Source organism: Malikia spinosa (assembly GCF_002980625.1).
In the GTDB taxonomy this organism is placed as follows: Bacteria; Pseudomonadota; Gammaproteobacteria; order Burkholderiales; family Burkholderiaceae_C; genus Malikia; species Malikia spinosa.
The window spans coordinates 30,367-56,227 of sequence record NZ_PVLR01000003.1; the positions used below are offsets into that span (position 1 = coordinate 30,367).

Here is a 25,861-nt window from a genome sequence, read left to right on the forward strand (position 1 = left end):
GCGGCCTCATTCCACCTTCATGCCAGTAGCGCGCACCAGCTTGCCGTAGCGTTCCGAGGTCTCGGCCAGGCGCTTGCTGGCTTCGGCGCCGGTCTGGCCTTCAAGTGCCATGTCCAGGTTGGCCAGGCGGCTCTCGAACTCGGGCCGCTTGAGTGCTTCCAGGATGCCCGTCTGCAGTTTCTGCACCACGGCTTCCGGTGTTGCGCTCGGCACCAGCGCCAGATAGAGGATGTCCTGCTCCAGCTCCTTCATGCCGAGTTCGGCTACCGTCGGCAGTTCGGGTGCCAGCCTGGAGCGCTTGGAACTGGTCACCGCCAGGCCGGTGATCTTGCCGCTGCGCACGAACGGCAGCAGGCCGGACGTGGCCAGCACGCCGCCATCGACCTCGTTGGCCAGCACCGCCGTGACGGCCGGCGAGTTGCCCTTGTAGGGAATATGGGTGATCTTGATCTGGGCCGCATCGGTCAGGCGTTCGGCCGCCAGGTGGCCCGGCGCTCCGTTGCCCGCCGAGCTCAGGGTCAGGCCCTTGGCCTTGCCGACAGCGATGAAGTCCTTCAGCGTCTTGATGCCGGTGGCCGGATTGACCGCCACCATCAGGCCCGAGGAGCTGATGATCACCACCGGCCTGAGCTCGCTGGCCTTGAACGGCATGGTCTTGCCGTAGATATGCGGGTTGACCGTGAAGGTGGTGTCGATGCTGAACAGCAGCGTGTGGCCGTCGGCCGGGCTCTTGACCACCGCATCGGCGCCGAGATTGCCCGCCGCGCCAGGCTTGTTCTCGACGATCACGGCTTGCTTGAACTTCTCGGCCAGCACCTGCCCGATCGAGCGCGCCAGCACGTCAGAAGGACCGCCGGCGGCGAAGTTGTTGACGATCTTGATCGTCTTGCTCGGAAAACTGTCCTGGGCCATGGCCGGAGTCCAGGCGCAGCAGGCCGACAGGCACAGCGTCAGCAGGCGGAAGGTGGGGCGTTTCATGATTTGTCTCCTGATGTTTTGACTTGGATCAAGCGCGTGCCCAGAATGTAGGGGTGTAACAATCACTTGTTCAAATCAACTGTTCTAGGAAAAAACCCTGATGCCATCGACCGGATTGAGCGGGCTCGAGACGGTCAACGACCTGCTGCTCTATCGCCTGGGCCGCCTGGTTTCGACCGGCGGCAGTCTGGTGGTGCGGCTGTGCGAAGGCCAGTTCGGCATCACCCGGCGCGAATGGCGGCTGCTGGCGCAGCTCGCGCTCAAGCCCGGTCTGTCGCCGACCGAGCTCGCCAGCTTGTCCAGCCTCGACAAGGCGCGCACCTCGCGCGCCATCGGCGGACTGGTCGACAAGGGCCTGCTCGAGCGCCGCCCGCTGCCGCAGGACCGGCGCCAGGCCGAACTGGCCTTGACTGCCGCCGGCCAGGCGCTCTACGAGCAACTGATGCCCGAGGCGCGACGCATCAACCGGGAACTGCTGGCGCCGCTGAGCGCAGCCGAGCTGGCGCAGCTCGACGGGCTGCTGACAAGACTGCAGGCCCATGCCAGCCTGGTGGTGCAGCACAACGACGACCAGTTGCCGCGTATCCAGCGTCACAAGGGCGGCAGTGGCCGCGTCAACCAGGGCGCTGGCCGCTAGCCGCTAGCGCCGGACGCAAAAAAACCCGCCGGGTTAGCCCAGGCGGGTTGTTCTTGGCGACGGCCGCAGCTGCAGCCGTCAGGCAGGCATTACATGCCCATGCCGCCCATGCCACCCATGCCGCCCATGTCGGGCATGCCGCCGGCCGGAGCGTCGTCCTTCGGGGACTCGGCGACCATGCACTCGGTGGTCAGCATCAGCGAAGCGACCGAAGCGGCGTTCTGCAGCGCGGTGCGGGTCACCTTGGTCGGGTCCAGGATGCCCATCTCGATCATGTCGCCGTAGGTGTGGTTGGCGGCGTTGAAGCCGTAGTTGCCCGAACCGGCCAGCACGGCGTTGACGACCACGCTCGGCTCGTCGCCAGCGTTGGAGACGATTTCGCGCAGCGGCGCTTCGATCGCCTTCAGCACCAGCTTGATGCCGGCGTCCTGGTCGTGGTTGTCACCCTTGAGGGCGCCAACCTGGGCGCGTGCGCGCAGCAGGGCCACGCCACCGCCGGCCACGATGCCTTCTTCAACGGCTGCGCGGGTCGCGTGCAGCGCGTCTTCGACGCGGGCCTTCTTTTCCTTCATCTCGACTTCGGTGGCAGCGCCGACCTTGATCACGGCCACGCCGCCGGCCAGCTTGGCCACGCGCTCTTGCAGCTTCTCGCGGTCGTAGTCGCTGGTGGCTTCCTCGATCTGGATGCGGATCTGCTTGACGCGTGCCTGGATGTCGTCTTCAGCGCCAGCACCGTCGATGATGGTGGTGTTTTCCTTGCCCACTTCGATGCGCTTGGCCTGGCCCAGATCGGCCAGGGTCACCTTGTCCAGGGTCAGGCCGACTTCCTCGGCGATCACCTTGCCGCCGGTCAGGATGGCGATGTCTTCCAGCATGGCCTTGCGGCGGTCGCCGAAGCCCGGAGCCTTGACGGCGACAACCTTCAGGATGCCACGGATGGTGTTGACCACCAGGGTCGCCAGCGCTTCGCCTTCGACGTCCTCGGCGATGATCAGCAGCGGACGGCCAGCCTTGGCAACGGCTTCGAGCGTCGGCAGCAGGTCGCGGATGTTGCTGATCTTCTTGTCGAACAGCAGGACAAACGGGTTGTCCAGCAGGGCAGCCTGCTTTTCCGGGTTGTTGATGAAGTAGGGCGACAGGTAGCCGCGGTCGAACTGCATGCCTTCGACGACGTCGAGTTCGTTCTGCAGCGACTTGCCGTCTTCAACGGTGATCACGCCTTCCTTGCCGACCTTGTCCATCGCGTTGGCGATGATCTCGCCGATCGAGTAGTCGCTGTTGGCCGAGATCGAGCCGACCTGGGCAATTTCCTTGCTGGTCGTGGTGGCCTTGGAGGCCTTCTTCAGCTCGACGATCAGCGCTTCGACCGCCTTGTCGATGCCGCGCTTGAGGTCCATCGGGTTCATGCCGGCGGCGACATACTTCATGCCTTCGCGCACGATCGACTGAGCCAGCACGGTAGCGGTGGTGGTGCCGTCGCCAGCGTTGTCAGAAGTCTTGGAAGCGACTTCCTTGACCATCTGGGCGCCCATGTTCATGAGCTTGTCCTTCAGCTCGATTTCCTTGGCCACGGACACGCCGTCCTTGGTCACGGTCGGGGCGCCGAAGGAACGCTCCAGCACCACGTTGCGACCCTTGGGGCCCAGGGTGACCTTGACCGCGTTGGCCAGGATGTTCACGCCTTCGACCATGCGAGCGCGTGCGTCAGCGCCGAAAACAACGTCTTTTGCTGCCATTTTTCAGATTCCTTGAATACTTAAGCTTATAGAGACCTAGTCAGTTGAGGACAGAGCGACCGGGCGCTGCGCGCGTCGTTCGGTCTGTCCCGCAAATCACTCCACTACTGCGAACAGGTCGTCTTCCTTCATGACCAGCAGCTCGTCGCCGTCGATCTTGACGGTCTGGCCGCTGTACTTGCCGAACAGGACGCGGTCGCCGACCTTGACGGTCAGGGCCTTGGTCTCGCCCTTGTCATTGGTCTTGCCCGGGCCGACGGCCAGCACTTCGCCCTGGTCGGGCTTCTCGGCGGCGTTGTCGGGGATGTAGATGCCCGATGCGGTCTTGGTTTCGTTTTCCAGGCGCTTGACGATCACGCGATCGGCGAGGGGACGCAGTTTCATGGGATTCACTCCGAATTCAAAGACACAGGGGTTGTCAGGGCTGGCCTCGGATGCTGTTAGCACTCGTTGCCATCGAGTGCTAATCATAAGGGCTGGGCGCCGGGTTTTCAAGTGTGGGGTCGAGTGCCGCTCAAACGTTCCGGCCCGAGGTCAGCCCTGGCGCTTGCCGGTGAGCCTCAGCTGATCTTGGCTGGGACAGTCACGGTGCTTATCGGTTTCGGGTAAACCCTTGGGACACTAGCGCGAAAAAGTGTCGTTTTTATGACACGGTCCGCCGCAAAACCAAGGGTAAACCTGGATTTTTGGCCCGTTATCTGGTGAAATTGCTTTGCGTTTTCATTTCCTGTGATGAAAGTTTGCCAGACGCACCTCGATGCGTCCAACCCCTACCTCAAGAGGAATTCGATATGAAAAAGTCTCTGATCGCTCTGGCCGTGATGGCCGCCGCTGGTGCCGCTTCCGCTCAATCCTCCGTGCAGCTGTACGGTATCGCTGACGTCTGGTTCGGTTCCACCGAAACCGGCGTGGGCGCAGCCAAGCTCAAGCAAATCGGCCTGACCGACGGCGGCGTCGACGGCAGCCGTTTCGGCCTGATGGGTTCGGAAGACCTGGGTGGCGGTCTGAAGGCCATCTTCACTCTGGAGCAGGGTTTTGCTCTGGACACCGGTGTCGCAGCTTCTGGCTTCAACCGTGAAGCATCGGTCGGTCTGGCTGGCAACTTCGGTACCGTCAAGCTCGGTAAGCAGTTCAACGCATTCGACGACGTGAGCGGCGCTGCTGCCACCGTGTTCGACGGCGCCCTGACCCCGATGAACAACGTGTTCGAGTCCGGTGCTTTCGCCACCAATGACGCCAACACCGTCAAGTACATCTCGCCTGCCTTCAGCGGCTTCTCCGGTTCCGCCAGCTACAGCTTCGGCGAAAACAAGACCGCTACCGTTGACGCAACCAACAGCTACTCGCTGGCTGGTCAGTACGCCAACGGCCCGTTCGCTGCTGGCCTCGGCTACGCAGTCAAGGACCTGGGCGCTGCTGGCGAAGACAAGGCTACCCGCCTGAACGGTTCGTACAACCTCGGCGTCGCCACGCTGAAGGCTTCCTACGGCCTGGTTGATTTCGCCAACAACAACGAAACCAACGAATACGAAATCGGCGTTGACTACCCGGTCGCTTCGAACCTGGTCCTGTCGGCTGGCTACGCCTTCTCCAAGAAGGAAAATGGCGCTGGCGCCAAGCTGAGCGAGACCAACGGTTTCGGTCTGGCTGCTGCCTACCTGCTGTCCAAGCGCACCACCGCTTACGCTGGCGCTACCCAAGCTACCACCGAGAACGCCGCTGGCGTGGACATCGGCAAGACCACCGTTTACGCGGTCGGCGTCAAGCACGCTTTCTGATCTTGCGGCGGGCTAGCCCGCTGTTGATCACAAGCCAAAAGCCAGTCGGTTTGCCGACTGGCTTTTTTCATGGGCGTGACCCGTCCTGCCCAGACTCCATCCGGCTTATGGTTAACCCTAGTTTGTTGTGTGCTTGCAACATTTTTCGGGTATGACGCCGCCCCAATCCTTGGTGGGGGCGGGGCTCTCTGCTTTAATTCATTCAGCTTCTCTAGCTTGAAGTCAGGCGCGGCAGGATGCCGTGATCGAAGTAAATCAATTTTTGGAGATAACCCCATGAAAAAGAATCTGATCGTTCTGGCCCTGCTGGCCGCTGCTGGTGCCGCTTCCGCTCAATCCTCCGTGACCCTGTACGGTCGCGTTGACGCTGGCGTCGGCAGCTTCAAGGACAGCATCGGTGGTGACGGCGTTACCCGCACCAAGCTGCAATCCAACATCCTGAACAACAGCCTGTGGGGCTTCAAGGGCACCGAAGACCTGGGCAATGGCCTGAAGGCCAACTTCGTGCTGGAAGCTGGCATGAACATGGATGACGGCACCGCCTCGGTGGCTGGCCAGACCTTCAACCGCAAGGCCACCGTCGGCCTGTCGGGCAACTTCGGTACCGTTGAACTGGGCCGCAACTACACCGCCTACGACTCGCTGCGCGGCGCGACCAACAACACGGCTGATACCAACATGGCTGTGACCGGCGACGTCTGGGCAGTTGGCGGCGACTACGCCAACCGCACCAACAACTCGGTCCGCTTCGACAGCAACACCTACAGCGGCTTCAGCGGTGCTGTTGCCTACGCTTTCGGCGAGAACAAGGACCTGAACGGCACCACCTACACCCCGGGCCGTGACTCCACCGACACCCTGTCGCTGCACGTGAAGTACGCCAACGGCCCGGTGCTGGTCGGCTACGCTCACCAGGCTCTGCAAGCTGCCACCGGCACCGACACCAAGTACAACTTGGTGGCTGGTACCTACGACTTCGGCGTTGCCAAGCTGTCGGCTGGCTACAACAAGGCCGACCGTGCTGGCTCTGAAGATCAGGAATACCAAGTCGGCGTGTCGGCACCGTTCGGCGCCACCACCGTCTACTTCGGCTACGCCAACGGCAAGCAAGAAAACACCGCCGGTGTCACCCTCGAAGAGCGTTCGGGCTTCGACCTGGCTGCTACCTACGCCCTGTCCAAGCGCACCACCGCTTACGCTGGCTACAAGTCGTACGAAGTCAAGAACTCCAGCAAGGAAGCTACCGCTTTCGGCGTTGGCGTCCGTCACGTCTTCTGATTTCCCGCTGGCGTGAGCCAGCTGGTCTGAAGAAACCCAAAAGCCTGACTGCGCAAGCTGTCAGGCTTTGTTCGTATTGGCGCCCGACAGGTAGAGCAGCCCCAGATTGGTACGGCTGGTGCTGCTCAAGCCCCCTTGAGCGGCTGTGAGATGAAGTTCTCCTGCGACAGCGCGTGGATCACGCCGCGCATCAGGTAGTTGTTGTCGAAGCCCAGGGTGTACTGGCGTGCATTGGGCTGTATCGGCTGCAGCATCTTGCGCTCGACCAGCTTGCGAATCTGGTAAGTGCGCTGCGTCGCGTTGAGACCAGGCATGGCGACTCCCAGGTCGGCAGCCTTGACGATGCCGAGCCGGACTGCAGTGCTCAGAATGCTCTCTTCCTGCTCCGTGAGCAAAGCCCTGTTGCGTGCGTAGGCCAGGGCTGGCAGCAGGATTTTCTGTGTCAGGTAGTCGTAACGGGTCAGTTGATCGACCTTTTGCAGTTCCGTGAGGATGCCCTGCAGGACATAGGTGCACCAGTGCTCAAGATCATCAGCTTGCCCGCGGTCGGCACGCGCCAGCATGGCGTAGTACTGCTCGCGGTCGCTGCAGAAAACTGCCGTGGGGTTCAGCACGCGGCCGCCAGCCTGAACGTTGAATCCGTACTTGATCAGTAGCGCATAAGTCAGCAGTCGCACCACGCGGCCATTGCCATTGCCAAACGGGTGGATCCAGCCAAAGCGGTGATGCGCCAGCGCGACCTTGATCAAGTCGTACTTGGGGGCATCCTGGTAGTTGATGAAGCTGACCAGTTCCCGCATGTAGTCACCGACCAGCAGTGCATCTGGAGGCAGATGTTCTGCCTGTGCAATTCGTACCGGCATCAGCCGGTAGGCGCCAGGGCGGTCGTCACCCTCGCGCACCAGGTCGTTGACAGTCAAGACATGCAACTCGCGAATGAAATGTTCGGATATGTCCGCACCGGGCTTCATCGACTCCTCGATGTAGGCCATTGCAGTTTCGATGTTGGCGATTTCGCGCAGATGGTCTGCCGTCGTGGCGGCGCCTTCAAGCGAGCTTTCAACATAGTCTGCCAGGGTGGTGTGGTTGCCTTCAATGCGTGCAGAACCCAGGCTTTCCAGAATGTGGAAAACATGTTTGAGTTGGTAGAACACTGGTGCGGGGGTGGTGCCCCCCAGCTGGAGGCGTCTGAGGTGTTCAAGTTCTGTCAAAACGTCGACCAGAGCTGAGTCGAAGGCTGGTTTGACAAGGCTGAGTTCGATGTGCTTGCAGATGGGCATAGCAGTGACTATCTGGAGTATGCTCAAAGTTTTTCTTTGAAAAAATTTAATATATATATATATATCATTGACTTATGGTATTTTTATAGATCAATTATCTGTATATTGCAAGAGTGGATTCTGCACTGTACCAGTGTGAACTCTTGTCTGCCCGGTGTCGCTCGTGCGGGCGACACGGAACGTGGCAGACTGGCGCTACGAGCCATCGCAAGAAGCTGCCGAGCTAGGCAGGAAAAGCATCGCCGGGGCGCGCACAATCCAGCCATGGACCTAAGCCTCTGCCTGCCCGGTGCCGTCCGGATCGACACCCATATCTCGACCGTCTGGCTTGCTGGCGACTACGCCTACAAGCTCAAGAAGCCGGTCAAGCTGCCTTTCCTGGATTTCTCGACCCTGGCCTTGCGCCGGCATTTCCTGGCCGAGGAGCTGCGTCTGAACCAACGCACCGCGCCCGAGCTCTACCTCGACCTGTTGCCGGTCACGGGCAGCGCTTCTGTCCCCGTGCTGGGGGGCGCAGGCGAGCCGATCGAATGGGTGCTGCGCATGCGGCGCTTTCCCGCCGGGGCCCTGCTGTCCGAGCTCGCCGCCTCCGGGCAGTTGCAGGCCAGTCAGATTGACGCACTGGCCGCGCATGTGGCCGACTTTCATCGCCGCCTGCCCGCGCTGGCGCCTGCCGAGGCACCGGCCAAGGATGTCGTGGCCTGGACCTGCGAGAGCCTGGATGAGGCCGAATCCAATCCCGGGCGTCCGCCCGAGGTCGATCGGGTCCGGGTCCAGGCCTTGCGCGAGCGCTTGCTGACCCTGCTCGAAACCCAGGCTGGCTGGCGTACGCGCCGCTTGCAGGGCGGTTTCCTGCGCGAGTGCCATGGCGACCTGCATCTGGGCAATCTGGTGCTGTGGCGCGAAGCCGTGATTGCCTTCGATGCGATCGAGTTCGAGCCCGCGCTGCGCTGCATCGACCTGATCAACGACCTCGCCTTTGCCTTCATGGACCTGCTGGCCTGCGGGCAGGCCGAGCTGGCCTGGCACCTGGTCAACGGCTATGTCGAGCGCAGCGGCGATTTCGATGGCCTGACCGGCTTGCGTGCCTTTGCCGCCTACCGTGCGCTGGTGCGGGCCAAGGTGGCCTTGCTGTCGGGGCAGACCGAGGGCTTCCTGCGCTACTGGCCGCTGGCAGAAAGGCTGGCGGCCGATCCGCCACCGCCGCGCCTGCTGCTGGTCATGGGCCTGAGCGGCGCCGGCAAGTCCACGCTGGCGGCCATGCTGGCCGAGCAGTCGGGTGCGATCAGGCTGCGCTCCGATGTCGAGCGCAAGCGGCTCCATGGGCTGGCGGCGACCGATCGGCCGACGCCGAGGCTTGACCTCTACGGCGCCGCGGCGACTCTGGCCACTTACGCGCGCCTGGTCGAGCTGGCCGATGGCTTGCTGGCCGCCGGCCACTCGGTCGTGATCGATGCCGCCTTGCTGCGCCAGTCCGAGCGTGCCGCGCTGCGGCAGCTGGCGCAGCGCCGCCAGCTGCCTTGCCTGCTGGTCGAATGCCGCACCGATCCGGCCTTGATGGAGCGCCGGCTGCTGCAGCGCACTGCCGCCGGTACCGATGCGTCGGATGCCGGCATCGAGGTGCTGCGGCACCAGCGCGAGACGGTCGAGGCGGTCCCGGCCGACTGGGCGGCCGAACACCGCGTGCTGTGCAATGACGGCAGCCTGGAGCAGCTACGCGGGGCAGCCGCAGCCTTGCTGGCGGACTGGACGCGCTGAAGGTTTCTGCTGGCGGCTGTGTGGCTGCTGCCCGCAGCAGGCTCAGAAGTCCGGTCGCAGAGGGGTCAGCGTAGCGCAGCCGGGGGCCATTCGACTTCGCTGGCCGGGCGGAACGGCCCGATCGGGCTGCCTGACTGGCCGAGCCGGGTCGCGCGGATATCGTCCTCGCTCGGGTAGCGGCCTTGCAGCAGGTAGTCGAAGACGCGGCGCGCGATCGGCGCCGCGCTGGCGGCGCCGAAGCCGGCGTTCTCGACGATCACGGCCAGCGCGACCTGTGGCTTGTCCGCCGGCGCGAAGGCCGAATAGAGCGCGTGGTCGCGTTGGCGCTCGGCCATTCGCGCGGCGTTGTACTTGTCCTTCTGCCCGATCGTCACGGCCTGCGCGGTGCCGGTCTTGCCGCCGCTGCGGTAGGGCGCGCCGGCGAAGACCCGGGTGCCGGTGCCTTCGGTCGTCACGCCTTCCATCGCGCTGAGCACGGTGGCGACATGTGCGGGCTTGTAGCCGAGCGATTCGCCGGGTCCGACCTCGGCCGGGGTCTCGGCCCGGGTCACGACATCCTGCGTGGCCAGCAGCACATGCGGCTTGTGCTTGACGCCGCCGTTGGCCAGCGTCGCGGTCGCGTGCGCGAGCTGCAGCATCGTGAAGCTGTTGTAGCCCTGGCCGATGCCGAGCGAGATCGTCTCGCCCGCATACCATTTGCGCTGCTCGGGGCGTTTGTAGGTGTTGCGCTTCCACTCCTGGTTCGGCAGCACGCCACGGACCTCGCCGCGCAGGTCGATGCCGGTGATCTGGCCAAAGCCCAGCGGTGCCATGAAGTCGTGGATCGCATCGACGCCGAGGTCGTTGGCGAGGATGTAGTAGTAGACGTTGCTCGACACCACGATGCTGCGGCGCATGTTGACCGCCCCGAGCCCGCCGTCGCCATGGCTGCGGAAGCGGTGGCCGCCGAACTCCCAGTAGCCCGGGTCGTTGATCACGGTTTCGGCCTTGCGCTTGCCCAGCTCGAGTGCGGCCAGCGCCATGAAGGGCTTGTAGGTCGATCCGGGCGGGTAGGTGCCGCGCAGCGCGCGGTTCAGCAGCGGCTTGTCGATCGACTCGTTGAGTGCCTTCCAGTTCTCGACATCGATGCCCTCGACGAACAGGTTCGGGTCGAAGGTCGGCTTGCTGACGAAGGCCAGCAGTTCGCCATTGCGCGGGTCGATCGCGACCAGCGCGCCGCGACGGTCGCCAAACAGGTCCTCGACCATCTTCTGCAGCTTGATGTCGATCGTGAGCTTGACGGTGTTGCCTGGCGTCGCGGGCGAGTCGGCCAGCTTGCGCACCGCGTGGCCGCCGGCCGAGGTCTCGACCCGCTCGAAACCGGTGATGCCGTGCAGCACCTGCTCGTAGCTCTGCTCGACCCCGAGCTTGCCGATGTACTCGGTGCCGCGGTAGTTGGCGATTTCCTCGTCGCTCCAGTCCTCCATCTGCGCCTTCTCGCGCGCGTTGATGCGGCCGATATAGCCGATCACATGGCTGGCGGTCTCGCCCAGCGGATAGTGGCGGAACAGCCGGGCCTGGATCTCGACGCCCGGGAAGCGGTAGCGCTGGGCCGCGAAGCGGGCGATCTCCTCGTCGCTCAGGCGCGTGCGGATCGGGATCGAGTCGAAGCGGCGCGACTCCTCCGACAGGCGCTTGAAGCGGCGCAGGTCGCGCGGGGTGATCTCGATCAGCTCCTTCAGGCCTTCGATCACCTCGTCGAGCTTGCCGACCTTGGAGGGCGTGATCTCGAGCGTGTAGGCCGAGTAGTTGTTGGCCAGCACCACGCCGTTGCGGTCCGTGATCAGGCCGCGGTGCGGTACCACCGGCAGCACCGCGATCCGGTTCGACTCGGCCTGCTCGAGCAGGTCCTCGTGCCGGATCACCTGCAGGTAGAACATGCGTGCCAGCACCAGGCTGAAGCAGAACGCGGCGAACAGGCCCGCGACCCAGACCCGGGAACGGAACTGGGCCAGTTGCTGCTCGAGGTTGCGCAACTCCATGACGGCTCAGAGCGGACGGCTGTCGTCGGGGTCGTGCGCGCGCCGCTGCGGCGCCAGCAGCAGCCAGTTGGCCGGCAGCCAGAGCGCGGCCTCGATCAGCGGCGCCAGCAGCGCGCTCCAGTCGGGCCAGCCCGATCCCGTCAGCAGTCTGACCAGCCATTGCAGCGCATGCGCGGCCAGCAGCAGCGGCAGCACATGCAGGGCCTGGGTCGGCAGCGCGAACCAGAGCAGGCGCCGGTGCACTTGCAGGCCCAGGAAGGCGAGCGCCGAGAAAGCCAGCGCATGCTGGCCCAGCAGCGCGCCCTGGTGCACGTCCAGCGCGATGCCAAAGGCAAAGCAGGCTCCGATGCCGAGCCGGCGTGGTTCGTGCACGACCCAGAACAGCAGCACGACGGCGAGCAGGCTGGGCGCCCAGGCGGCGCGATCGCTCAGGCCCATGCCCAGCATCATTTCGAGCAGCAGCGCCAGCACCAGGCTCAAGCCGATGAACCAGGGCTTGACAGGCAGCAGCAGGGGCTGGCCAGCCGGCATGATCATCGCTTGCTCCCTTCGGGGTTGCGCAGGGGCTTGTCGTTCAAGGGCTCCAGCACCAGCAGCTGCAGCGAATGTTCCGGCCGTGCCATCGGCTGGCACAGCACGCGCGCGAAGCCGCCGTCGCCCTGGTGGGTGATGCTGTGGATATGGGCGACCGGCAGCCCGGGCGGGTAGATGCCATCGACGCCGCTGGTGGTCAGCAGGTCGCCGACCTCGAGGTCGGCACTGGCGGCGATGAAGCGCAGTTCGAGCAGTCCCTGCCGGGGCTGGCCGTAGGCGACGCTGCGCTGTCCGGTACGGGTATTGAGCACGGGAATCGCCTGGTCGCGGTCGGTCAGCAGCGTGACCTCGGACACCAAGGGGTAGACCCGGGTGACCTGGCCCAGCACACCGTAGCCGTCCATGACCGGCGAGCCGGGCTTGATGCCCTGGGCTTCGCCGCGGTCGATCACGAGCTTGCGGGTATAGGGGTCGGCGCTGTCATACAGGGCTTCGGCGCCATGCGCCTTCACCGTCAGCCGTTCACGCATGCCGAGCAGGGCGCGCAGCTCGCGGTTTTCCTGACCCAGATGCTCGACCTGGGCCGCGCGCTGGACCTGGCGCGTCAGCTCGGTGCGCGCGGCACTGGCTTCCTGTTGTGCGGCTTGCAGGCTGCCGAGGTAGCCGCTGCCGGCCTGCAAGGCGCGGATCGGCGCCAGCGCCAGCCATTGCAGCGGCGTCAGCGCGGTGGCGACGGCCGCGCGCAGCGGCGCGCCCAGCTGCAAGCGGGTGTCGACCACCATCAGCAGCACCGACAGCGCGCTCAGCAGCAGCAGCTTGGACAGGGGCGTCAGGCCCTGCCGGAACAGCGGCGGAGGTCTGCGGTCTACGGTCGCCTTCGGCATGGCCCGAGCCGCTCAGGGTTTATTCGTGGGACAGGACGCTGCCGCCCAGGCGATCCATGCGTTCGAGCGCCATGCCGCAACCGCGCACGACGCAGGTCAGCGGCTCTTCGGCCACCAGCACCGGCAGGCCGGTTTCCTCGGCCAGCAGGCGGTCGAGGTCGCTCAGCAGCGCGCCGCCGCCCGTCAGCATCATGCCGCGCTCGGCGATGTCGGCGCCCAGCTCGGGCGGGGTCTGCTCGAGCGCGATCTTGACCGCCGATACGATCTGGTTCAGCGGATCGGTCAGCGCTTCCAGCACCTCGTTGCTGCTGATCGTGAAGCTGCGCGGCACGCCTTCGGACAGGTTGCGGCCCTTGACTTCCATCTCCTTGATCTCGGAGCCGGGGAAGGCCGAGCCGATCTGCTTCTTGATCGCTTCGGCGGTTTGCTCGCCGATCAGCATGCCGTAGTTGCGGCGGATGTAGTTGATGATGGCGTCGTCGAACTTGTCGCCACCGACGCGCACGCTGCCCTTGTAGACCATGCCGCCCAGGCTGATGACGCCGACTTCGGTCGTGCCGCCGCCAATGTCGATCACCATCGAGCCCGAGGCTTCTGATACCGGCAGTCCGGCGCCGATCGCGGCGGCCATCGGTTCCTCGATCAGGTAGACCGCGCTGGCGCCAGCGGCCTCGGCCGCATCCTTGATCGCGCGGCGCTCGACCTGGGTCGAGCCGCAGGGCACGCAGATGATGATGCGCGGGCTCGGCGTCAGCAGGCTGCGCGGGTGCACCATCTTAATGAACTGCTTGATCATCTGCTCGGTGACCACGAAGTCGGCGATCACGCCGTCCTTCATCGGGCGGATCGCCTCGATGTTGCCCGGCACCTTGCCGAGCATGGCCTTGGCTTCCCGGCCGACCGCCTGGATCGTCTTCTTGCCGCTCGGGCCGCCTTCGTGACGGATCGCGACCACCGACGGTTCGTCGAGCACGATGCCCTTGTCGCGCATGTAGATCAGGGTGTTGGCGGTGCCGAGGTCAATTGCCAGGTCGGTGGAGAAATGCCGACGGAAAACTTCGAACATGTCTGGATATCCTGTGAGGCCTGCCGGCGGCTGTGGCGCGGCAGCGCCTAAGTATGGGGGGTTGTAGCTGGACTGGGGGCTGGCCGATATCAGTGCTTGGCGCGCGAGAACGCGGCAGCCGCAGCGGTCGCCAAACGGAGGATAATACCGCAATGGCCTGTCTCTAAGGCCTTTTGGCGCCAAGCTTTTTTGTAACGAAGTTCCGGTTGCGAAGCTGGATCTGTCTCACTTTCTGGACCCCGCAATGTCCCTGACCCTGCCAGATATCGGGCGCATCGCCCATCTCGCGCGGCTCGAGCTCGACCAGGCGCACGCCGAGCGCATGCTGAGCCGGCTCAACGGCTTTTTCGACCTGGTCGAACAGATGCAAGCGGTCGATACCGCCGGCGTCGAGCCGCTCGCGCACCCGACTGCCGTGATCGGCCAGGTCGCGCTGCGCCTGCGCGACGACGTGGTGAGCGAATTCAACCAGCGCGAAGCCAACCAGAAGAGCGCCCCGGCCGTGGAAAACGGCCTGTTCCTCGTGCCCAAGGTGATCGAATGAGCGAGCTGTATCAACTGGATGTGAGCGCGCTGGCCGCCAAGCTGGCCGCGCGCGAGGTTTCGAGCGTCGAAGTCACGCAGGCCCTGCTGGAGCGTGCCAAGGCGAACGCCGATCTCGGCGCCTACCTGGCGCTCGACGAGGAAACCAGCCTGGCGCAGGCCCGTGCCGCCGACGAGCGGCTGGCCGCTGGCGAGCGCGCGCCGCTGCTGGGCGTGCCGATCGCTCACAAGGACATCTTCGTCACCAAGGACTTCCCGACTACCGCCGGCTCGAAGATGCTTGAGGGCTATCGCAGCCCGTTCGACGCCACCGTGGTCGCCAAGCTGGCCGCCACCGGTGCCGTCACTTTAGGCAAGCTCAACTGCGACGAGTTCGCGATGGGCTCGGGCAACGACAACTCGGCCTACGGCCCCGTGCTCAACCCCTGGGACAAGACCCGGGTGCCGGGCGGCTCCTCGGGCGGTTCGTCGGCCGCCGTGGCCGCGCGCCTGGTGCCGGCCGCGACTGGCACCGACACCGGCGGCTCGATCCGTCAGCCGGCCAGCTTCACCGGCATCACCGGCATCAAGCCAACCTATGGCCGCTGCTCGCGTTACGGCATGGTGGCCTATGCGTCGAGCCTGGACCAGGCCGGCCCGATGGCGCGCAGCGCCAAGGACTGCGCGCTGCTGCTGTCGGCGATGGTCGGCCCCGACCTCGATCGCGACTCGACCAGCCTGGACCGCCCGGTCGAGGACTATGCCGCCGCGCTCGGACTGCCGCTGTCGCCTGAGGCCACGGTGGCCCAGCCCTTGAAGGGCCTGCGCATCGGCCTGCCGCAGGAATTCTTCGGCGCCGGCTGCGCGCCCGATGTGCTGGCCGCAGTGCATGCCGCGCTGGCCGAATACGAAAAGCTCGGCGCGACGCTGGTCGAGATCCGGCTGCCGCGCACCGAACTCTCGATTCCGGCCTACTACATCATCGCCCCGGCCGAGGCCAGCTCCAACCTGAGCCGCTTCGACGGCGTCAAGTTCGGCCATCGCGCCAAGGACTACGCCGACCTGAGCGACATGTACAAGAAGTCGCGCAGCGAGGGCTTCGGCGAGGAAGTGCAGCGCCGCATCCTGACCGGCGCCTATGTGCTGAGCCACGGCTACTACGACGCCTATTACCTGAAGGCGCAGCAGATCCGGCGCCTGATCGCGCAGGACTTCCAGTCCGCCTTCGAGCAATGCGACCTGATCGCCGGTCCGGTCGCGCCCAGCGTGGCCTGGAAGATCGGCGAGAAGTCGGACGACCCGGTCGCGGCCTACCTGGCCGACATCTACACCCTGCCGGCCTCGCTGTCGGGCCTGCCGGGCATGAGCGTGCCGGCTGGCTTTGGTTCTGATGGCATGCCGGTCGGCCTGCAGCTGATCGGCAACTATTTCCAGGAAGCGCGCCTGCTGGGCGCCGCCCACCATTTCCAGTGCGCCACCGACTGGCACACCCGTGCTCCGAAGGACTTCGCATGAGCAAGAAGCAAGCCTCCCTGCTGGTGCAGGGCTACGAGGTCGTGATCGGCTTCGAGACCCACGCCCAGCTCTCGACCCACAGCAAGATCTTCAGCCGTGCCTCGGTCGCCTTCGGCGCCGAGCCCAATACCCAGGCCTGCGCGGTCGACCTGGCGCTGCCGGGCACGCTGCCGGTCATGAACAAGGGTGCGGTCGAGCGCGCGATCCAGTTCGGCCTGGCGGTCGGCTCGCATGTGGCTGAGCGCAGCATCTTCGCGCGCAAGAACTACTTCTACCCCGACCTGCCCAAGGGCTACCAGATCAGCCAGTTCGAGATCCCGGTGGTGCAGGGCGGCGAAGTGTCGTTCTTCCTCGGCGACGAGAAGAAGAGCGTGCGCCTGGTGCGCGCCCACCTCGAAGAGGACGCTGGCAAGTCGCTGCACGAGGACTTCCACGGCCTGTCGGGCATCGACCTGAACCGCGCCGGCACGCCGCTGCTCGAGATCGTGACCGAGCCCGACATCCGTTCCAGCGCCGAGGCCGTGGCCTATGCCAAGGAACTGCACAAGATCGTGACCTGGATCGGCATCTGCGACGGCAACATGCAGGAAGGTTCGTTCCGCTGCGACGCCAACGTGTCGGTGCGCAAGCCCGGCGCGCCGCTGGGCACCCGCCGCGAGATCAAGAACCTGAACAGCTTCAAGTTCATGCAGCAGGCGATCGATTTCGAGGTCCGCTGGCAGATCGACCGCATCGAGGACGGTTATGAGATCGAGCAGGCCACTGTGCTGTTCGACCCCGATACCGGCGAGACCCGCGCCATGCGCACCAAGGAAGACGCGGCCGACTACCGTTATTTCCCCGACCCGGACCTGCCGCCGCTCATGATCGAGCGCGACTGGGTCGAGCGCGTGCGCGCCGAAATGCCCGAGCTGCCGCGCGTGCAGGCCGAGCGCTTCGTCGCCGACTACGGCCTGCCTGAATACGACGCTACCACGCTGACCCAGAGCCCGGCCATGGGCGCCTACTTCGAGCAGGCGGCCAAGCTGAGCGGACAAGCCAAGCTGGTCAGCAACTGGATCATGGGCGAGATCTCGCGCCGCCTCAACGCGGGCGAGCTCGACATCGCGGCCAGTCCAGTCAGCGCAGCCCAGCTCGCCGCGCTGGTCGCGCGCATCGCCGACAACACCATCAGCAACAACGCCGGCAAGCAGCTGATGGACGCGCTGTGGGCCGGCGAGGCGATCGCTGGCGAGCCGCAGGCGCAGGTCGACGCGCTGATCGAGTCCAAGGGCTTGAAGCAGATGAACGACAGCGGCGCGCTGGAAGCCATCGTCGACGAGGTGCTGGCCGCCAACGAGAAGAACGTGGCCGAGTACCGCGCCGGCAAGGAAAAGGCGTTCAACGCGCTGGTCGGCCAGGTCATGAAGGCCAGCAAGGGCAAGGCCAATCCGGGCCAGGTCAACGAGGTCCTGAAGGCCCGTCTGGGCTGATCCGCCACGGTTCCCGGCGGCTGCCGGGCCTGTCAGGCCGGGCGCCCGCTGGCGCTGGTGTCAGCGCGCTTCCTGCGTCCAGAGCTGGCGCAGTCGTGCCAGCTCCTCGTCGAAGCGCTGTTCGATGCGCTGGCGCTCGCGCTGCTGTGCCTCGAGCTGGGCTGACTGGAAGGCACGCTGGCGTGTGTTTTCCTGCTCCAGCTGCCTGAGCTCGGCCGGCGCCTGGTCGGGCTGCTGGCGGTAGAACTCGAGCTTGGCGGCCAGGCTCAGGCGCTGCCGGTCCAGCTCGGCTGCGCGTACTCGCACCGCGGCAATCAGTCCGTCTTGCTGTTCGAGCAGTTCGGCCCTGGCCCGGTAATGCGCGGCCGGATCGGGGTAGCGCAGCACCAGCGCGCGGTTCTGGCGCTGGTCCTCCTTGATCTGGGCCTGCAGATTCGCTTCCTGTTCCAGGCGTGCGGCTTGCTGAGCCCGCTCGCTGCCGGTCAGCAGCGGGGGAATCACGCGCTTGAGGTCGCCGCTGGCCTTGAGCTCGCGCTGGCCCGTTCCGATGCACTCGGGAATCGGCCGGTCAGCGGTGATGCGCCGACCCCTGGGGTCGATGCAGACATAGATGCTGGGCTGTCCGCCGGTCGCGTAGCTGCCCTCCTGGGCCTGGGCCCACAACAGACCCGGGCTGCCCGAGTAGCCGGCCAGGACCAGGATCAGCCAGGCAGCCGCCTTGAGGCTGCGCCCCGACCCGACCGGCTGGTTTGCCATGCTGCCTGTCCCTTCGTCGTTGGCTTCCGCCAAGACGGGCGGAACCTGGGCTCAGGCCACGCCGTAGCGGTTGCGGTAGGCCTGGACCCGATCGCGGTGTTCGGTCATCTCGCCGCCCACCTGCTGCTGCAGATAATGCAGCAGGTCGGACAGTTGCGCAATCGCGCAGACCTGCAGGCCGAGCTGTCCGCGCACATATTGCACGGCGCTGTAGGGCACGTCGCGCACGCCATCCGCCGTGGTCTCGGTCGCCATTTCCTGGCGATCCAGCGCGATCGCCACCGCATGCGGCGTGGCGCCGGCGGCCTTGATCAGCGCGATCGATTCGCGGGCGGCGGTACCCGCGCTCATGACGTCATCGATGATCAGCACCCGGCCCTTGAGCGGCGCGCCGACCAGGCTGCCGCCCTCGCCATGGTCCTTGGCTTCCTTGCGGTTATAGGCGAAGGGCTTGTTGACGCCCAGGCGTGCGAGCTCGATCGCGACCGCCGCCGCCAGCGGGATGCCCTTGTAGGCCGGGCCGAAGATCATGTCGAACTCCAGACCGCTGGCCTGGATGCGCCGGGCATAGAAGGACGCCAGCCGACCCAGCTTGGCGCCATCGTCGAACAGGCCGGCGTTGAAGAAGTAGGGGCTCAGGCGACCGGCCTTGGTCTTGAACTCGCCAAAGCGCAACACGCCCGATTCGACGGAAAATTGCACAAATTCCAGCGCCAGTGCGTCGTCTGACGCCGGCTTGTTCGCTTCAACCACCATGGGAAATTCCTTGTTCAAACTCACCAGCCTCAACCTCAACGGCATCCGATCCGCCACTTCCAAGGGGCTGGAAGACTGGGTCGCGGCCCAGGCGCCTGATTGTATTGGCGTGCAGGAGCTCAAGGCGCAAGGCGCCGACGTGGCCGGCCGCTTCGAGCAGCTCGCCGGCCTGCAGGGCTACTTCCACTACGCCGAGAAGAAGGGCTATTCGGGCGTCGCGTTCTACAGCCGGCACGAGCCCAGCGACGTGATCGTCGGCCTGGGCGAGCCTGAGTTCGACGCCGAGGGCCGCTATGTCGAGCTGCGCTTCGATACGCTCGGCCAGAAGCGCAGCCTTATCAGCTGCTACTTCCCGAGCGGCTCATCGAGCGAGGAGCGCCAGCAGGCCAAGTTCCGTTTCCTCGAGCTGATCTACCCGCATCTGGCCAGCCTGAACGCCGAGCGCGACTATGTGCTGTGCGGCGACGTCAACATCGCGCACCGCGAGATCGACCTGAAGAACTGGAAGGGCAACCTCAAGAACAGCGGCTTCCTGCCCGAGGAACGCGCCTGGATGAGCAAGCTGCTGGGCGAGGCCGGTCTGGTTGACGTCTACCGCCAGCTGCACCCGGAGGAGGGCGAGGGCGGCTACACCTGGTGGAGCAACCGCGGCCAGGCGCGCGCCAACAACGTCGGTTGGCGCATCGACTACCAGCTCGCGAGCCCGGCGCTGGCCGAGCATGCGCGTCGCGCCAGTATCTACAAGCAGCAATGGTTCAGCGACCACGCGCCGCTGACCATCGAGTACGACTGGACGCTCTGACCCCGCGCTGGCGTCTCAGTCCTGCGTCGGTCGAACCAGCTGCCAGCGCGCGAGCTTGCCGCCTTCGAATTCACAGCTCACGCTCGAGCCCGATTCGTCGCTCCAGCGGTAGATCTCGGGCTGGGCGCCTTCGGCCGACAGCCGCTCGCCGAGCGCGCGCGTCTGCGCGATCACATGCAGCAGCGGGCGGCCCGACTGCAGCTTCGCGTTGAGCATGACCGCGCTGTCGACATGGCCGACCGGCCGATTGGCCGCGCGCTTCATGACGCCCATCAGGCGCGTGAAATGCAGCAGCAGCCACATCACGAGGCCGGCGACCGCGAAAGCCACGCCGGGCCAGCCGAACTGGGATTGCGCCAGTACCAGCAGCGCTGCCACGCCGGCCCATAACAAAATGCTTTGGAATCTCATGCCGGGATTGTCGCCGCAGCCGACCCGGGGCCTGCCGTCCTCATCCGGTTTGATCAAGCTGCGGCTGGCCGGGCAGCAGGAAATGAGAGGGCGCGGACAGGGCCAGGGTGGCAGCGCTGCTCGGTGCTTCGTCCTTGAGCGCCACACCCGAAACGGCACGGGCCCGGGCTTCGGTCATCAGGTAGTGGAGCTTGTGCAGGGCCTCGTCATAGGGCAGCCCTGCAGGCCTCACGTTGGAGATGCAGTTGCGGTTCGCGTCGCTCAGGCCCACGCGGGGCATCCAGGTCAGGTACAGCCCCATGCTGTCGGGCGAGCTCAGACCGGGCCGCTCGCCAATCAGGATCACCACCAGGCGCGCGCGCAGCAACTGGCCCACCTCGTCAGCCACCGCCACGCGGCCCTGGCTGACCAGAGTCAGGGGTGCCACCTGCCAGCCTTCGTCCCGCAGGCGGGGCAGCAGCGCCTGCAAGAAAGGCACGGCATGGCGGCAGATGGCCAGGGCGGACAGGCCATCTGCCACCACGAAGGCCACATCGTGCACGCGCTCGACGACCGCCTGGTCCAGCATGCTGGCCTGCGGGGACACCAGCGCCTGCTGGGTCGCGGTCAGCCTGTGCAGCAGCAGCGCACGCGATTCGGCGTCCAGGCGCCGGCCCAGGTCGGGGCGCTGCAAGTACGTGTCCCGGTCGGCGGCAGCGCTGTGCAGTGCGACAGCCTCGTGGCCCAGCTCAGCCAGGGCCTGCCGCAAGGCTGTCGGGTCGAGTGCCAGATGCACGGCATCGCGGGCCTGGGCATGGGCCAGCTGAAAGGCCAGCTGCGCTTGTGTGGGCAGGCTCACGCCGGCGCGACCCAGCGCGATGCGTGCATCGGTGTAGCGGCGCAAGGCCGACCAGGGGTTGGTGGTGACGAGTGACATGGGAGGGACTTGGGCTTTTGTCATGCTCAGGCTCCCCCGACATGCGCCAGAGCCGGCTGAAACAGCGACGGCAGGCCATCGGGCAGCCGGAAGCTGGCATCGGGCCGGCTGAAGATCTGCGTCCGGGCCAGCCAGGCTTCGAATTCGGGTGCCGGGCGCAGGCCCAGCAGGCGCCGCGCATAGAGCGCGTCGTGGAAGGACGTGGTCTGGTAGTTCAGCATGATGTCGTCCGACCCCGGAATGCCCATCACGAAGGTACACCCCGCCGTGGCCAGCAGCGTCAGCAGCACGTCCATGTCGTTCTGATCGGCCTCGGCATGGTTGGTATAGCAGACATCGCAGCCCATGGGCAGGCCCAGCAGCTTGGCGCAGAAATGGTCCTCCAGCCCGGCGCGGATGATCTGCTTGCCGTCGTACAGGTATTCGGGCCCGATGAAGCCCACCACGCTGTTGACCAGCAGCGGCTTGAAGTGGCGTGCCACCGCGTAGGCGCGAGCCTCGCAGGTCTGCTGATCGACACCATGATGGCCGTTGGCGGACAGGGCGCTGCCCTGCCCGGTCTCGAAGTACATGACGTTGTCGCCCACCGTGCCGCGCTGCAGCGACAGCGCGGCTTGATGCGCTTCGGCCAGCAAGTCCAGCGTGATGCCGAAGCTGCGATTGGTGGCCTCGGTGCCGCCAATCGACTGGAAGACCAGGTCCACCGGCGCGCCCCGCTCGATGGCCTGCAGGGTGTTGGTCACGTGGGTCAGCACGCAGGACTGAGTCGGGATGCCGTAATGCTCGATCACCTCGGCCATCATGCTCACGAGTCGGATGACCTGGGCTACGTTGTCAGTTGCGGGGTTGATGCCGATCACCGCGTCGCCACTGCCGTACAACAGCCCGTCGAGCAGGCTGGCAGCGATGCCGCTGCTGTCGTCGGTCGGGTGGTTGGGCTGCAGGCGCGTGGACAGGCGTCCCGGCAGGCCGATGCTGTTGCGAAAAGCCGATCGCACCTCGCACTTGCTGGCCACCAGGATCAGGTCCTGGTGGCGCATGATCTTGCTGACGGCCGCCGCCATCTCGGGCGTGATGCCGGCGCGCACGGCCGCCAGCGCGGCCCCATCGGTGTCATCGGCCAGCAGCCAGTTGCGCAAGTCGCCCACGGTCAGGTGCGCGATCGGCGCGAAGGCCTCTGCGCTGTGCGTATCCATGATCAGGCGCGTGACCTCGTCCTCTTCATACGGGATCAGGGCCTCGTTCAGGAAGGTGCGCAGCGGCAGCTCGGCCAGGGTCATCTGTGCCACCACGCGCTCCTGCGCAGTCCGAGCCGCCACGCCCGCCAGCAAGTCGCCCGACCGGGCTGGCGTGGCCTTGGCCATCAGATCCTTGAGGTCACGGAAGGTGAAGGTCTGCGCCCCCACCTGGTGCCGATAGCGCGCGCGGCTCATGATTGCAGTGCCGGGGCACTGGATGAGGAGGATGTCGTCATGGCAGATGAAGGGAATGGTTATTGCTTCAGCCACTGTAGGACAACGCTCGAGTCGGGCGTTATCGGAAATCGGCAAAGTTGCAAACCGCCCCCATGCCCACTGCCACGCCGTCCAGTGCGTTTCGCGCGCCGAGCGCCTCCGTTTGGTGCAACCAGTCGCCCGTCGTGGCCCTGCGGTCGTCACTGGTGCACGATGCCGACGAACAAGCCAGCCAGCTGACCGGCTGGAATCAGCAGTACGACCAGCTGAGCTGCGGCGCGTTCAGCGGAGAGCTGCTGGAGCTGCAGCTGCCGCAGATGCAGGTGTTTCGCGAGCGCGTCAGCCAGTCGGTGCGCCAGTCCTGCACCTTGTGGTCCGACGCCCTGTGGCTGGGCCTGCCCGACATGTCCAACATGTCCGCCATGGCGGACCAGGCCCATATCCGCATCAATGGCCGGCTCAATGTGGGCCACGACATCATGCTGCGGCCGGGTGACGAGCCCTTTGAGCTGCTGACCCCTCCGGCACACAGCATCTTCGGCGTGGTGGTGCGGCAGCAGGCCCTGCAAGCCGCGGCTGAACGCCAGGGCAGTCGCATCGATTGGGCCGGCTTGCAACAGGCTCACTGGCTGCAGGCGGGCGGAACTTCGCGCGCGCGCAGCCAACGCCTGCTGCAGGCGGCACTGGTCAACGCTCCCGTGGGCCTGAGCCCCGCCTTGCAGGCACGGCACGCGCAGGCCTTGCAGTCCGAACTGCTTGACATGGTGGTGGGCCTGCTCGAGCACGGCATTGCCGACCCAGGCCCGCGCCAGAGCTTGGCGAAACGGCAACGTGTCGTGTCCCAGGCGCGAGAACTGGTGCTGGCCCGGCCTGACCATGCGGTGACCGTGCCGGAGCTTTGCGAGCAGCTGCATGTGAGCCGTCGGACCCTGCAGTACTGCTTCGAGGATGTGCTGGGCCTGAGCCCGCTGCAATACCTGCGCGCGATCCGGCTCAACGGGGCGCGCCGCCAGCTGCGCCAGGCCGCGTTGCGCCAGCAGTCGGTGCAGGACGTGGCCGTGAACTGGGGTTTCTGGCACTTCAGCCAGTTCGCCAGCGACTACCGCAAGCTGTTTGGCGAAACGCCTTCGACCACACGCAAGGCCGGGGCGCATTGAGGGCGAGGGCGCGTGCGCCCTCGCTCCCTGGCCTGGCTGCACCCGCCGGATGGGCTTTCTCGCCAATCCCGCCGGAGAATGGCTGGCCCGGATCGGGTGATCGTGACCCGGCAGTGAAAAATCGGCACAATGAACCGGGCAGCCGTCGGGCATCGGGCCCGTCGCTCGTTTCCGATCCGGGCCAGAACTTGTCAGACCTTCCTTCCGATATTGTTGCTCCGGTCTCTGCCAGCTCGGCCTATCCCAGGCCCAGGATGCCGGATGAGCTCTGGCAGCTGCTGCAGAACCCGCAGTCCTCCGCCCATGGCGCGCGCCATCTGGGTGACGCGCTGGTGCGCAGCGGCACCCTGACTGCCGAGCAGCTGTCCGAAGCACTCGCGACCCAGGCCGAGCAGCGCTCGCTCGGCATCCACCGCCAGCTCGGCCAGCAGCTGGTCGAGAGCGGTCTGCTGACCGAGGCCCAGTTGCGCCATGTGATCGCGGGCTGGCTGGGCAACCGGGTGCTCGACCCCTCGGTCTACCTGTTCGACCAGGAGGCGCTCGCGCTGGTGCCGCGCAGCTTCGCCGAGCGCGAGGCGGTGCTGCCGCTGTTGCTGCAGGATGACATCCTGGTGCTCGCGATGGCCGACCCGCTCGACAAGCGGCTGCTCGATGAACTGCGCTTCATGACCCAGCGTCGGATTGTCTCGGTGCTGGCAGCGCCCGGCACGCTGATGCCCTCGGTCGCGCGCGCCTACGAACCGCAGGTCGGTCTGGGCGAGCTGCCCAGGCCCAAGGAGGTCAACCGTGCCTCGTCGCGCGACCTGGTCAACGACCTGCAGGCCGGCGCCGAGGTGGGCCGCGAACCCGAGTCCGATGTCGTCAGCGAGTCCGACAACACGCTGGTGCGGCTGATCAACTCGCTGATCGCCGAGGCGATCGCGCAGAAGGCGTCCGACATCCATATCGAGACCCAGCCCGCCCCGCGCAAGGTCAGGATTCGGTTCCGCATCGACGGCGAACTGCGGCGCTACCTCGAGGTCGAGTCGCGCTTTCGCTACGCGCTGGTGGCGCGCATCAAGATCATGGCGGGCATGGACATTTCCGAGCACCGCAAGCCGCAGGATGGCAAGATCGATTTCGCCCGCTTCGGCGGCAGCAAGACCGAACTGCGCGTCGTGACCGTGCCGACCCATGGCGGACTCGAGGATGTCGTGCTGCGACTGCTGGCCGGCTCCAAGCCGATGCCGATCGACTCGATCGGCCTGAGTGCCGGCAATCTGGCCGACCTGCGCCGGATGGCGCTCAAGCCCTATGGCCTGATGCTGGTCTGCGGCCCGACCGGCAGCGGCAAGACCACCACGCTGCATTCGCTGATCAGCGACATCAACACCGAGAACCGCAAGATCTGGACCGCCGAGGACCCGATCGAGATCACCCAGGACGGCCTGCGCCAGGTGCAGATGAACCCGCGCATCGGCTGGACCTTCGCTGCCGCGATGCGGACCTTCCTGCGTGCCGACCCCGACGTGATCATGATCGGCGAGATGCGCGACGAGGAGACCGCGCGCATCGCGGTCGAGGCCTCGCTGACCGGCCACCTGGTGCTGTCGACCCTGCACACCAACTCGGCGCCCGAGAGCATCGCGCGGCTGCTCGAGATCGGACTCGATCCGTTCAACTTCTCCGATTCGTTGCTGGCCATCCTGGCCCAGCGCCTGGTGCGCCGCCTGTGCCAGCAATGCGTCGAAGTCCGACCGGCCACCGCCGAGGAGATCGAGTCCCTGGCCAATCAGTACCTCGATGGCCACTCCCAGCATGACCCGCGCGAGGTCGCCGCGCTGATCGAGCGCTGGCGCCGCGACCATGGCCGGCCCGACGCCTTCGGTATCCGGCAACTCAACAGCTTCGTGCGGCATGGTTGCGAGGCCTGCGAGCAGCGCGGCTACCGGGGCCGGCTCGGCATCTACGAGTTGATGCTCAACGACGACCAGATCCGCCACCATATCCGCCACCGCGCCCCGGCTGGCGAGATCCGCCACAGCGCGCTTGGCGCCGGCATGCACACGCTGCGCCAGGACGGCATCGAGAAGGTGGTGGCAGGCCTGACCGATCTGGCCGAGGTGATCGCCGCGACCAATATGTGAGTCGTCCGGCTTGCCTACAATGAG

At 65.8% G+C, this 25,861-nt stretch carries 23 protein-coding genes; 10 read left to right on the plus strand and 13 right to left on the minus strand.

The annotated features are described in order from the left end of the window. Positions 1–6: 6 nt before the first annotated feature. Positions 7–978 (minus strand): Bug family tripartite tricarboxylate transporter substrate binding protein, encoded by a 972-nt coding sequence (locus tag C6P61_RS00760; RefSeq protein ID WP_105728014.1) that lies wholly within the window; start codon positions 976–978, stop codon positions 7–9. A 100-nt stretch (positions 979–1,078) separates the two neighbouring features. Here C6P61_RS00760 and C6P61_RS00765 point away from each other — a divergent pair, with 100 nt between their 5' ends. Continuing rightward, positions 1,079–1,615 (plus strand): MarR family winged helix-turn-helix transcriptional regulator, encoded by a 537-nt coding sequence (locus C6P61_RS00765; RefSeq protein ID WP_105728015.1) that lies wholly within the window; start codon positions 1,079–1,081, stop codon positions 1,613–1,615. A gap of 89 nt (positions 1,616–1,704) precedes the next feature. Here the strand turns inward: C6P61_RS00765 and groL are convergent, their stop codons facing one another. Both groL and groES read right to left on the minus strand, forming a co-directional pair. Continuing rightward, positions 1,705–3,351 (minus strand): chaperonin GroEL, encoded by a 1,647-nt coding sequence (gene groL / locus C6P61_RS00770; RefSeq protein WP_105728016.1) that lies wholly within the window; start codon positions 3,349–3,351, stop codon positions 1,705–1,707. A gap of 96 nt (positions 3,352–3,447) precedes the next feature. Continuing rightward, positions 3,448–3,735, minus strand: a complete 288-nt coding sequence (groES, locus tag C6P61_RS00775) for a co-chaperone GroES (RefSeq protein WP_105728017.1) — start codon at positions 3,733–3,735, stop codon at positions 3,448–3,450. 407 nt (positions 3,736–4,142) lie between these two features. Between groES and C6P61_RS00780 the strand changes: the two genes are divergently transcribed. Together C6P61_RS00780 and C6P61_RS00785 are read left to right on the plus strand one after the other, a co-directional pair. Further along, positions 4,143–5,129 carry a porin gene (locus tag C6P61_RS00780; RefSeq protein WP_105728018.1) on the plus strand — a complete coding sequence of 329 codons (987 nt, stop codon included), beginning with the start codon at positions 4,143–4,145 and terminating at the stop codon, positions 5,127–5,129. A 276-nt stretch (positions 5,130–5,405) separates the two neighbouring features. Then, positions 5,406–6,407, plus strand: a complete 1,002-nt coding sequence (locus C6P61_RS00785; RefSeq protein ID WP_161125798.1) for a porin — start codon at positions 5,406–5,408, stop codon at positions 6,405–6,407. A gap of 125 nt (positions 6,408–6,532) precedes the next feature. On the opposite strand, the gene C6P61_RS00790 is transcribed toward C6P61_RS00785, so the two are convergent. Beyond that, on the minus strand, positions 6,533–7,687 hold the full coding sequence (locus C6P61_RS00790) for a Fic family protein (protein ID WP_105728020.1): 1,155 nt from the start codon (positions 7,685–7,687) through the stop codon (positions 6,533–6,535). A gap of 264 nt (positions 7,688–7,951) precedes the next feature. Here C6P61_RS00790 and C6P61_RS00795 point away from each other — a divergent pair, with 264 nt between their 5' ends. Further along, positions 7,952–9,445 (plus strand): bifunctional aminoglycoside phosphotransferase/ATP-binding protein, encoded by a 1,494-nt coding sequence (locus C6P61_RS00795; protein ID WP_105728021.1) that lies wholly within the window; start codon positions 7,952–7,954, stop codon positions 9,443–9,445. Positions 9,446–9,510: 65 nt separating this feature from the next. Here the strand turns inward: C6P61_RS00795 and mrdA are convergent, their stop codons facing one another. Genes mrdA through C6P61_RS00815 form a run of 4 tightly spaced genes read right to left on the minus strand, consistent with a single transcriptional unit; the run spans position 9,511 to position 13,950 of the window. Then, positions 9,511–11,466 carry a penicillin-binding protein 2 gene (gene mrdA, locus C6P61_RS00800; RefSeq protein WP_105728022.1) on the minus strand — a complete coding sequence of 652 codons (1,956 nt, stop codon included), beginning with the start codon at positions 11,464–11,466 and terminating at the stop codon, positions 9,511–9,513. A 6-nt stretch (positions 11,467–11,472) separates the two neighbouring features. Further along, the gene (mreD, locus tag C6P61_RS00805; protein WP_105728023.1) at positions 11,473–12,003 is read right to left on the minus strand and encodes a rod shape-determining protein MreD; all 531 of its coding nucleotides are present in this window, start codon (positions 12,001–12,003) and stop codon (positions 11,473–11,475) included. Next, the gene (gene mreC / locus C6P61_RS00810) at positions 12,000–12,884 is read right to left on the minus strand and encodes a rod shape-determining protein MreC (RefSeq protein ID WP_105728024.1); all 885 of its coding nucleotides are present in this window, start codon (positions 12,882–12,884) and stop codon (positions 12,000–12,002) included. Before mreC ends, mreD begins: the two co-directional genes overlap by 4 nt. A gap of 19 nt (positions 12,885–12,903) precedes the next feature. Beyond that, on the minus strand, positions 12,904–13,950 hold the full coding sequence (locus C6P61_RS00815; RefSeq protein WP_105728025.1) for a rod shape-determining protein: 1,047 nt from the start codon (positions 13,948–13,950) through the stop codon (positions 12,904–12,906). Between the two features lie 244 nt (positions 13,951–14,194). On the opposite strand from C6P61_RS00815, the gene gatC reads away from it, so the two are divergent. Genes gatC through gatB form a run of 3 tightly spaced genes read left to right on the plus strand, consistent with a single transcriptional unit; the run spans position 14,195 to position 17,459 of the window. Next, positions 14,195–14,494 (plus strand): Asp-tRNA(Asn)/Glu-tRNA(Gln) amidotransferase subunit GatC, encoded by a 300-nt coding sequence (gene gatC, locus C6P61_RS00820; RefSeq protein WP_105728026.1) that lies wholly within the window; start codon positions 14,195–14,197, stop codon positions 14,492–14,494. Beyond that, positions 14,491–15,987 carry an Asp-tRNA(Asn)/Glu-tRNA(Gln) amidotransferase subunit GatA gene (gene gatA, locus C6P61_RS00825; protein WP_105728027.1) on the plus strand — a complete coding sequence of 499 codons (1,497 nt, stop codon included), beginning with the start codon at positions 14,491–14,493 and terminating at the stop codon, positions 15,985–15,987. The genes gatC and gatA overlap by 4 nt, the downstream gene beginning before the upstream one ends. Then, positions 15,984–17,459 (plus strand): Asp-tRNA(Asn)/Glu-tRNA(Gln) amidotransferase subunit GatB, encoded by a 1,476-nt coding sequence (gene gatB, locus C6P61_RS00830; RefSeq protein ID WP_105728028.1) that lies wholly within the window; start codon positions 15,984–15,986, stop codon positions 17,457–17,459. Before gatA ends, gatB begins: the two co-directional genes overlap by 4 nt. 60 nt (positions 17,460–17,519) lie before the next feature. Here gatB and C6P61_RS00835 read toward each other — a convergent pair whose 3' ends face one another. Both C6P61_RS00835 and pyrE read right to left on the minus strand, forming a co-directional pair. Continuing rightward, positions 17,520–18,215 (minus strand): DUF4124 domain-containing protein, encoded by a 696-nt coding sequence (locus C6P61_RS00835; protein WP_146114945.1) that lies wholly within the window; start codon positions 18,213–18,215, stop codon positions 17,520–17,522. A gap of 51 nt (positions 18,216–18,266) precedes the next feature. After that, the gene (gene pyrE, locus C6P61_RS00840) at positions 18,267–18,971 is read right to left on the minus strand and encodes an orotate phosphoribosyltransferase (RefSeq protein ID WP_105728030.1); all 705 of its coding nucleotides are present in this window, start codon (positions 18,969–18,971) and stop codon (positions 18,267–18,269) included. Here pyrE and C6P61_RS00845 point away from each other — a divergent pair. Next, on the plus strand, positions 18,970–19,773 hold the full coding sequence (locus C6P61_RS00845) for an exodeoxyribonuclease III (RefSeq protein ID WP_211296902.1): 804 nt from the start codon (positions 18,970–18,972) through the stop codon (positions 19,771–19,773). The two genes, pyrE and C6P61_RS00845, sit on opposite strands and share 2 nt — an antisense overlap. Positions 19,774–19,788: 15 nt before the next feature. Here the strand turns inward: C6P61_RS00845 and C6P61_RS00850 are convergent, their stop codons facing one another. The 3 genes from C6P61_RS00850 to C6P61_RS00860 are packed head-to-tail and all read right to left on the minus strand — an operon-like array spanning position 19,789 to position 22,533. Next, complete coding sequence (locus C6P61_RS00850) at positions 19,789–20,184, minus strand: glycerate kinase (RefSeq protein WP_105728031.1); 396 nt, start codon at positions 20,182–20,184, stop codon at positions 19,789–19,791. 40 nt (positions 20,185–20,224) lie between these two features. Further along, a complete protein-coding gene (gene eutC, locus C6P61_RS00855) occupies positions 20,225–21,100 on the minus strand; it encodes an ethanolamine ammonia-lyase subunit EutC (protein ID WP_244908708.1) in 876 nt (291 codons plus the stop codon). 26 nt (positions 21,101–21,126) lie between these two features. Next, positions 21,127–22,533: an ethanolamine ammonia-lyase subunit EutB gene (locus C6P61_RS00860; RefSeq protein WP_105728033.1), complete on the minus strand. Its 1,407-nt coding sequence runs from the start codon at positions 22,531–22,533 to the stop codon at positions 21,127–21,129. A gap of 119 nt (positions 22,534–22,652) precedes the next feature. Between C6P61_RS00860 and C6P61_RS00865 the strand changes: the two genes are divergently transcribed. Continuing rightward, on the plus strand, positions 22,653–23,711 hold the full coding sequence (locus C6P61_RS00865) for a helix-turn-helix domain-containing protein (protein WP_244908710.1): 1,059 nt from the start codon (positions 22,653–22,655) through the stop codon (positions 23,709–23,711). 188 nt (positions 23,712–23,899) lie between these two features. Further along, positions 23,900–25,837, plus strand: a complete 1,938-nt coding sequence (locus tag C6P61_RS00870; protein ID WP_244908712.1) for a GspE/PulE family protein — start codon at positions 23,900–23,902, stop codon at positions 25,835–25,837. Positions 25,838–25,861: the final 24 nt, after the last annotated feature.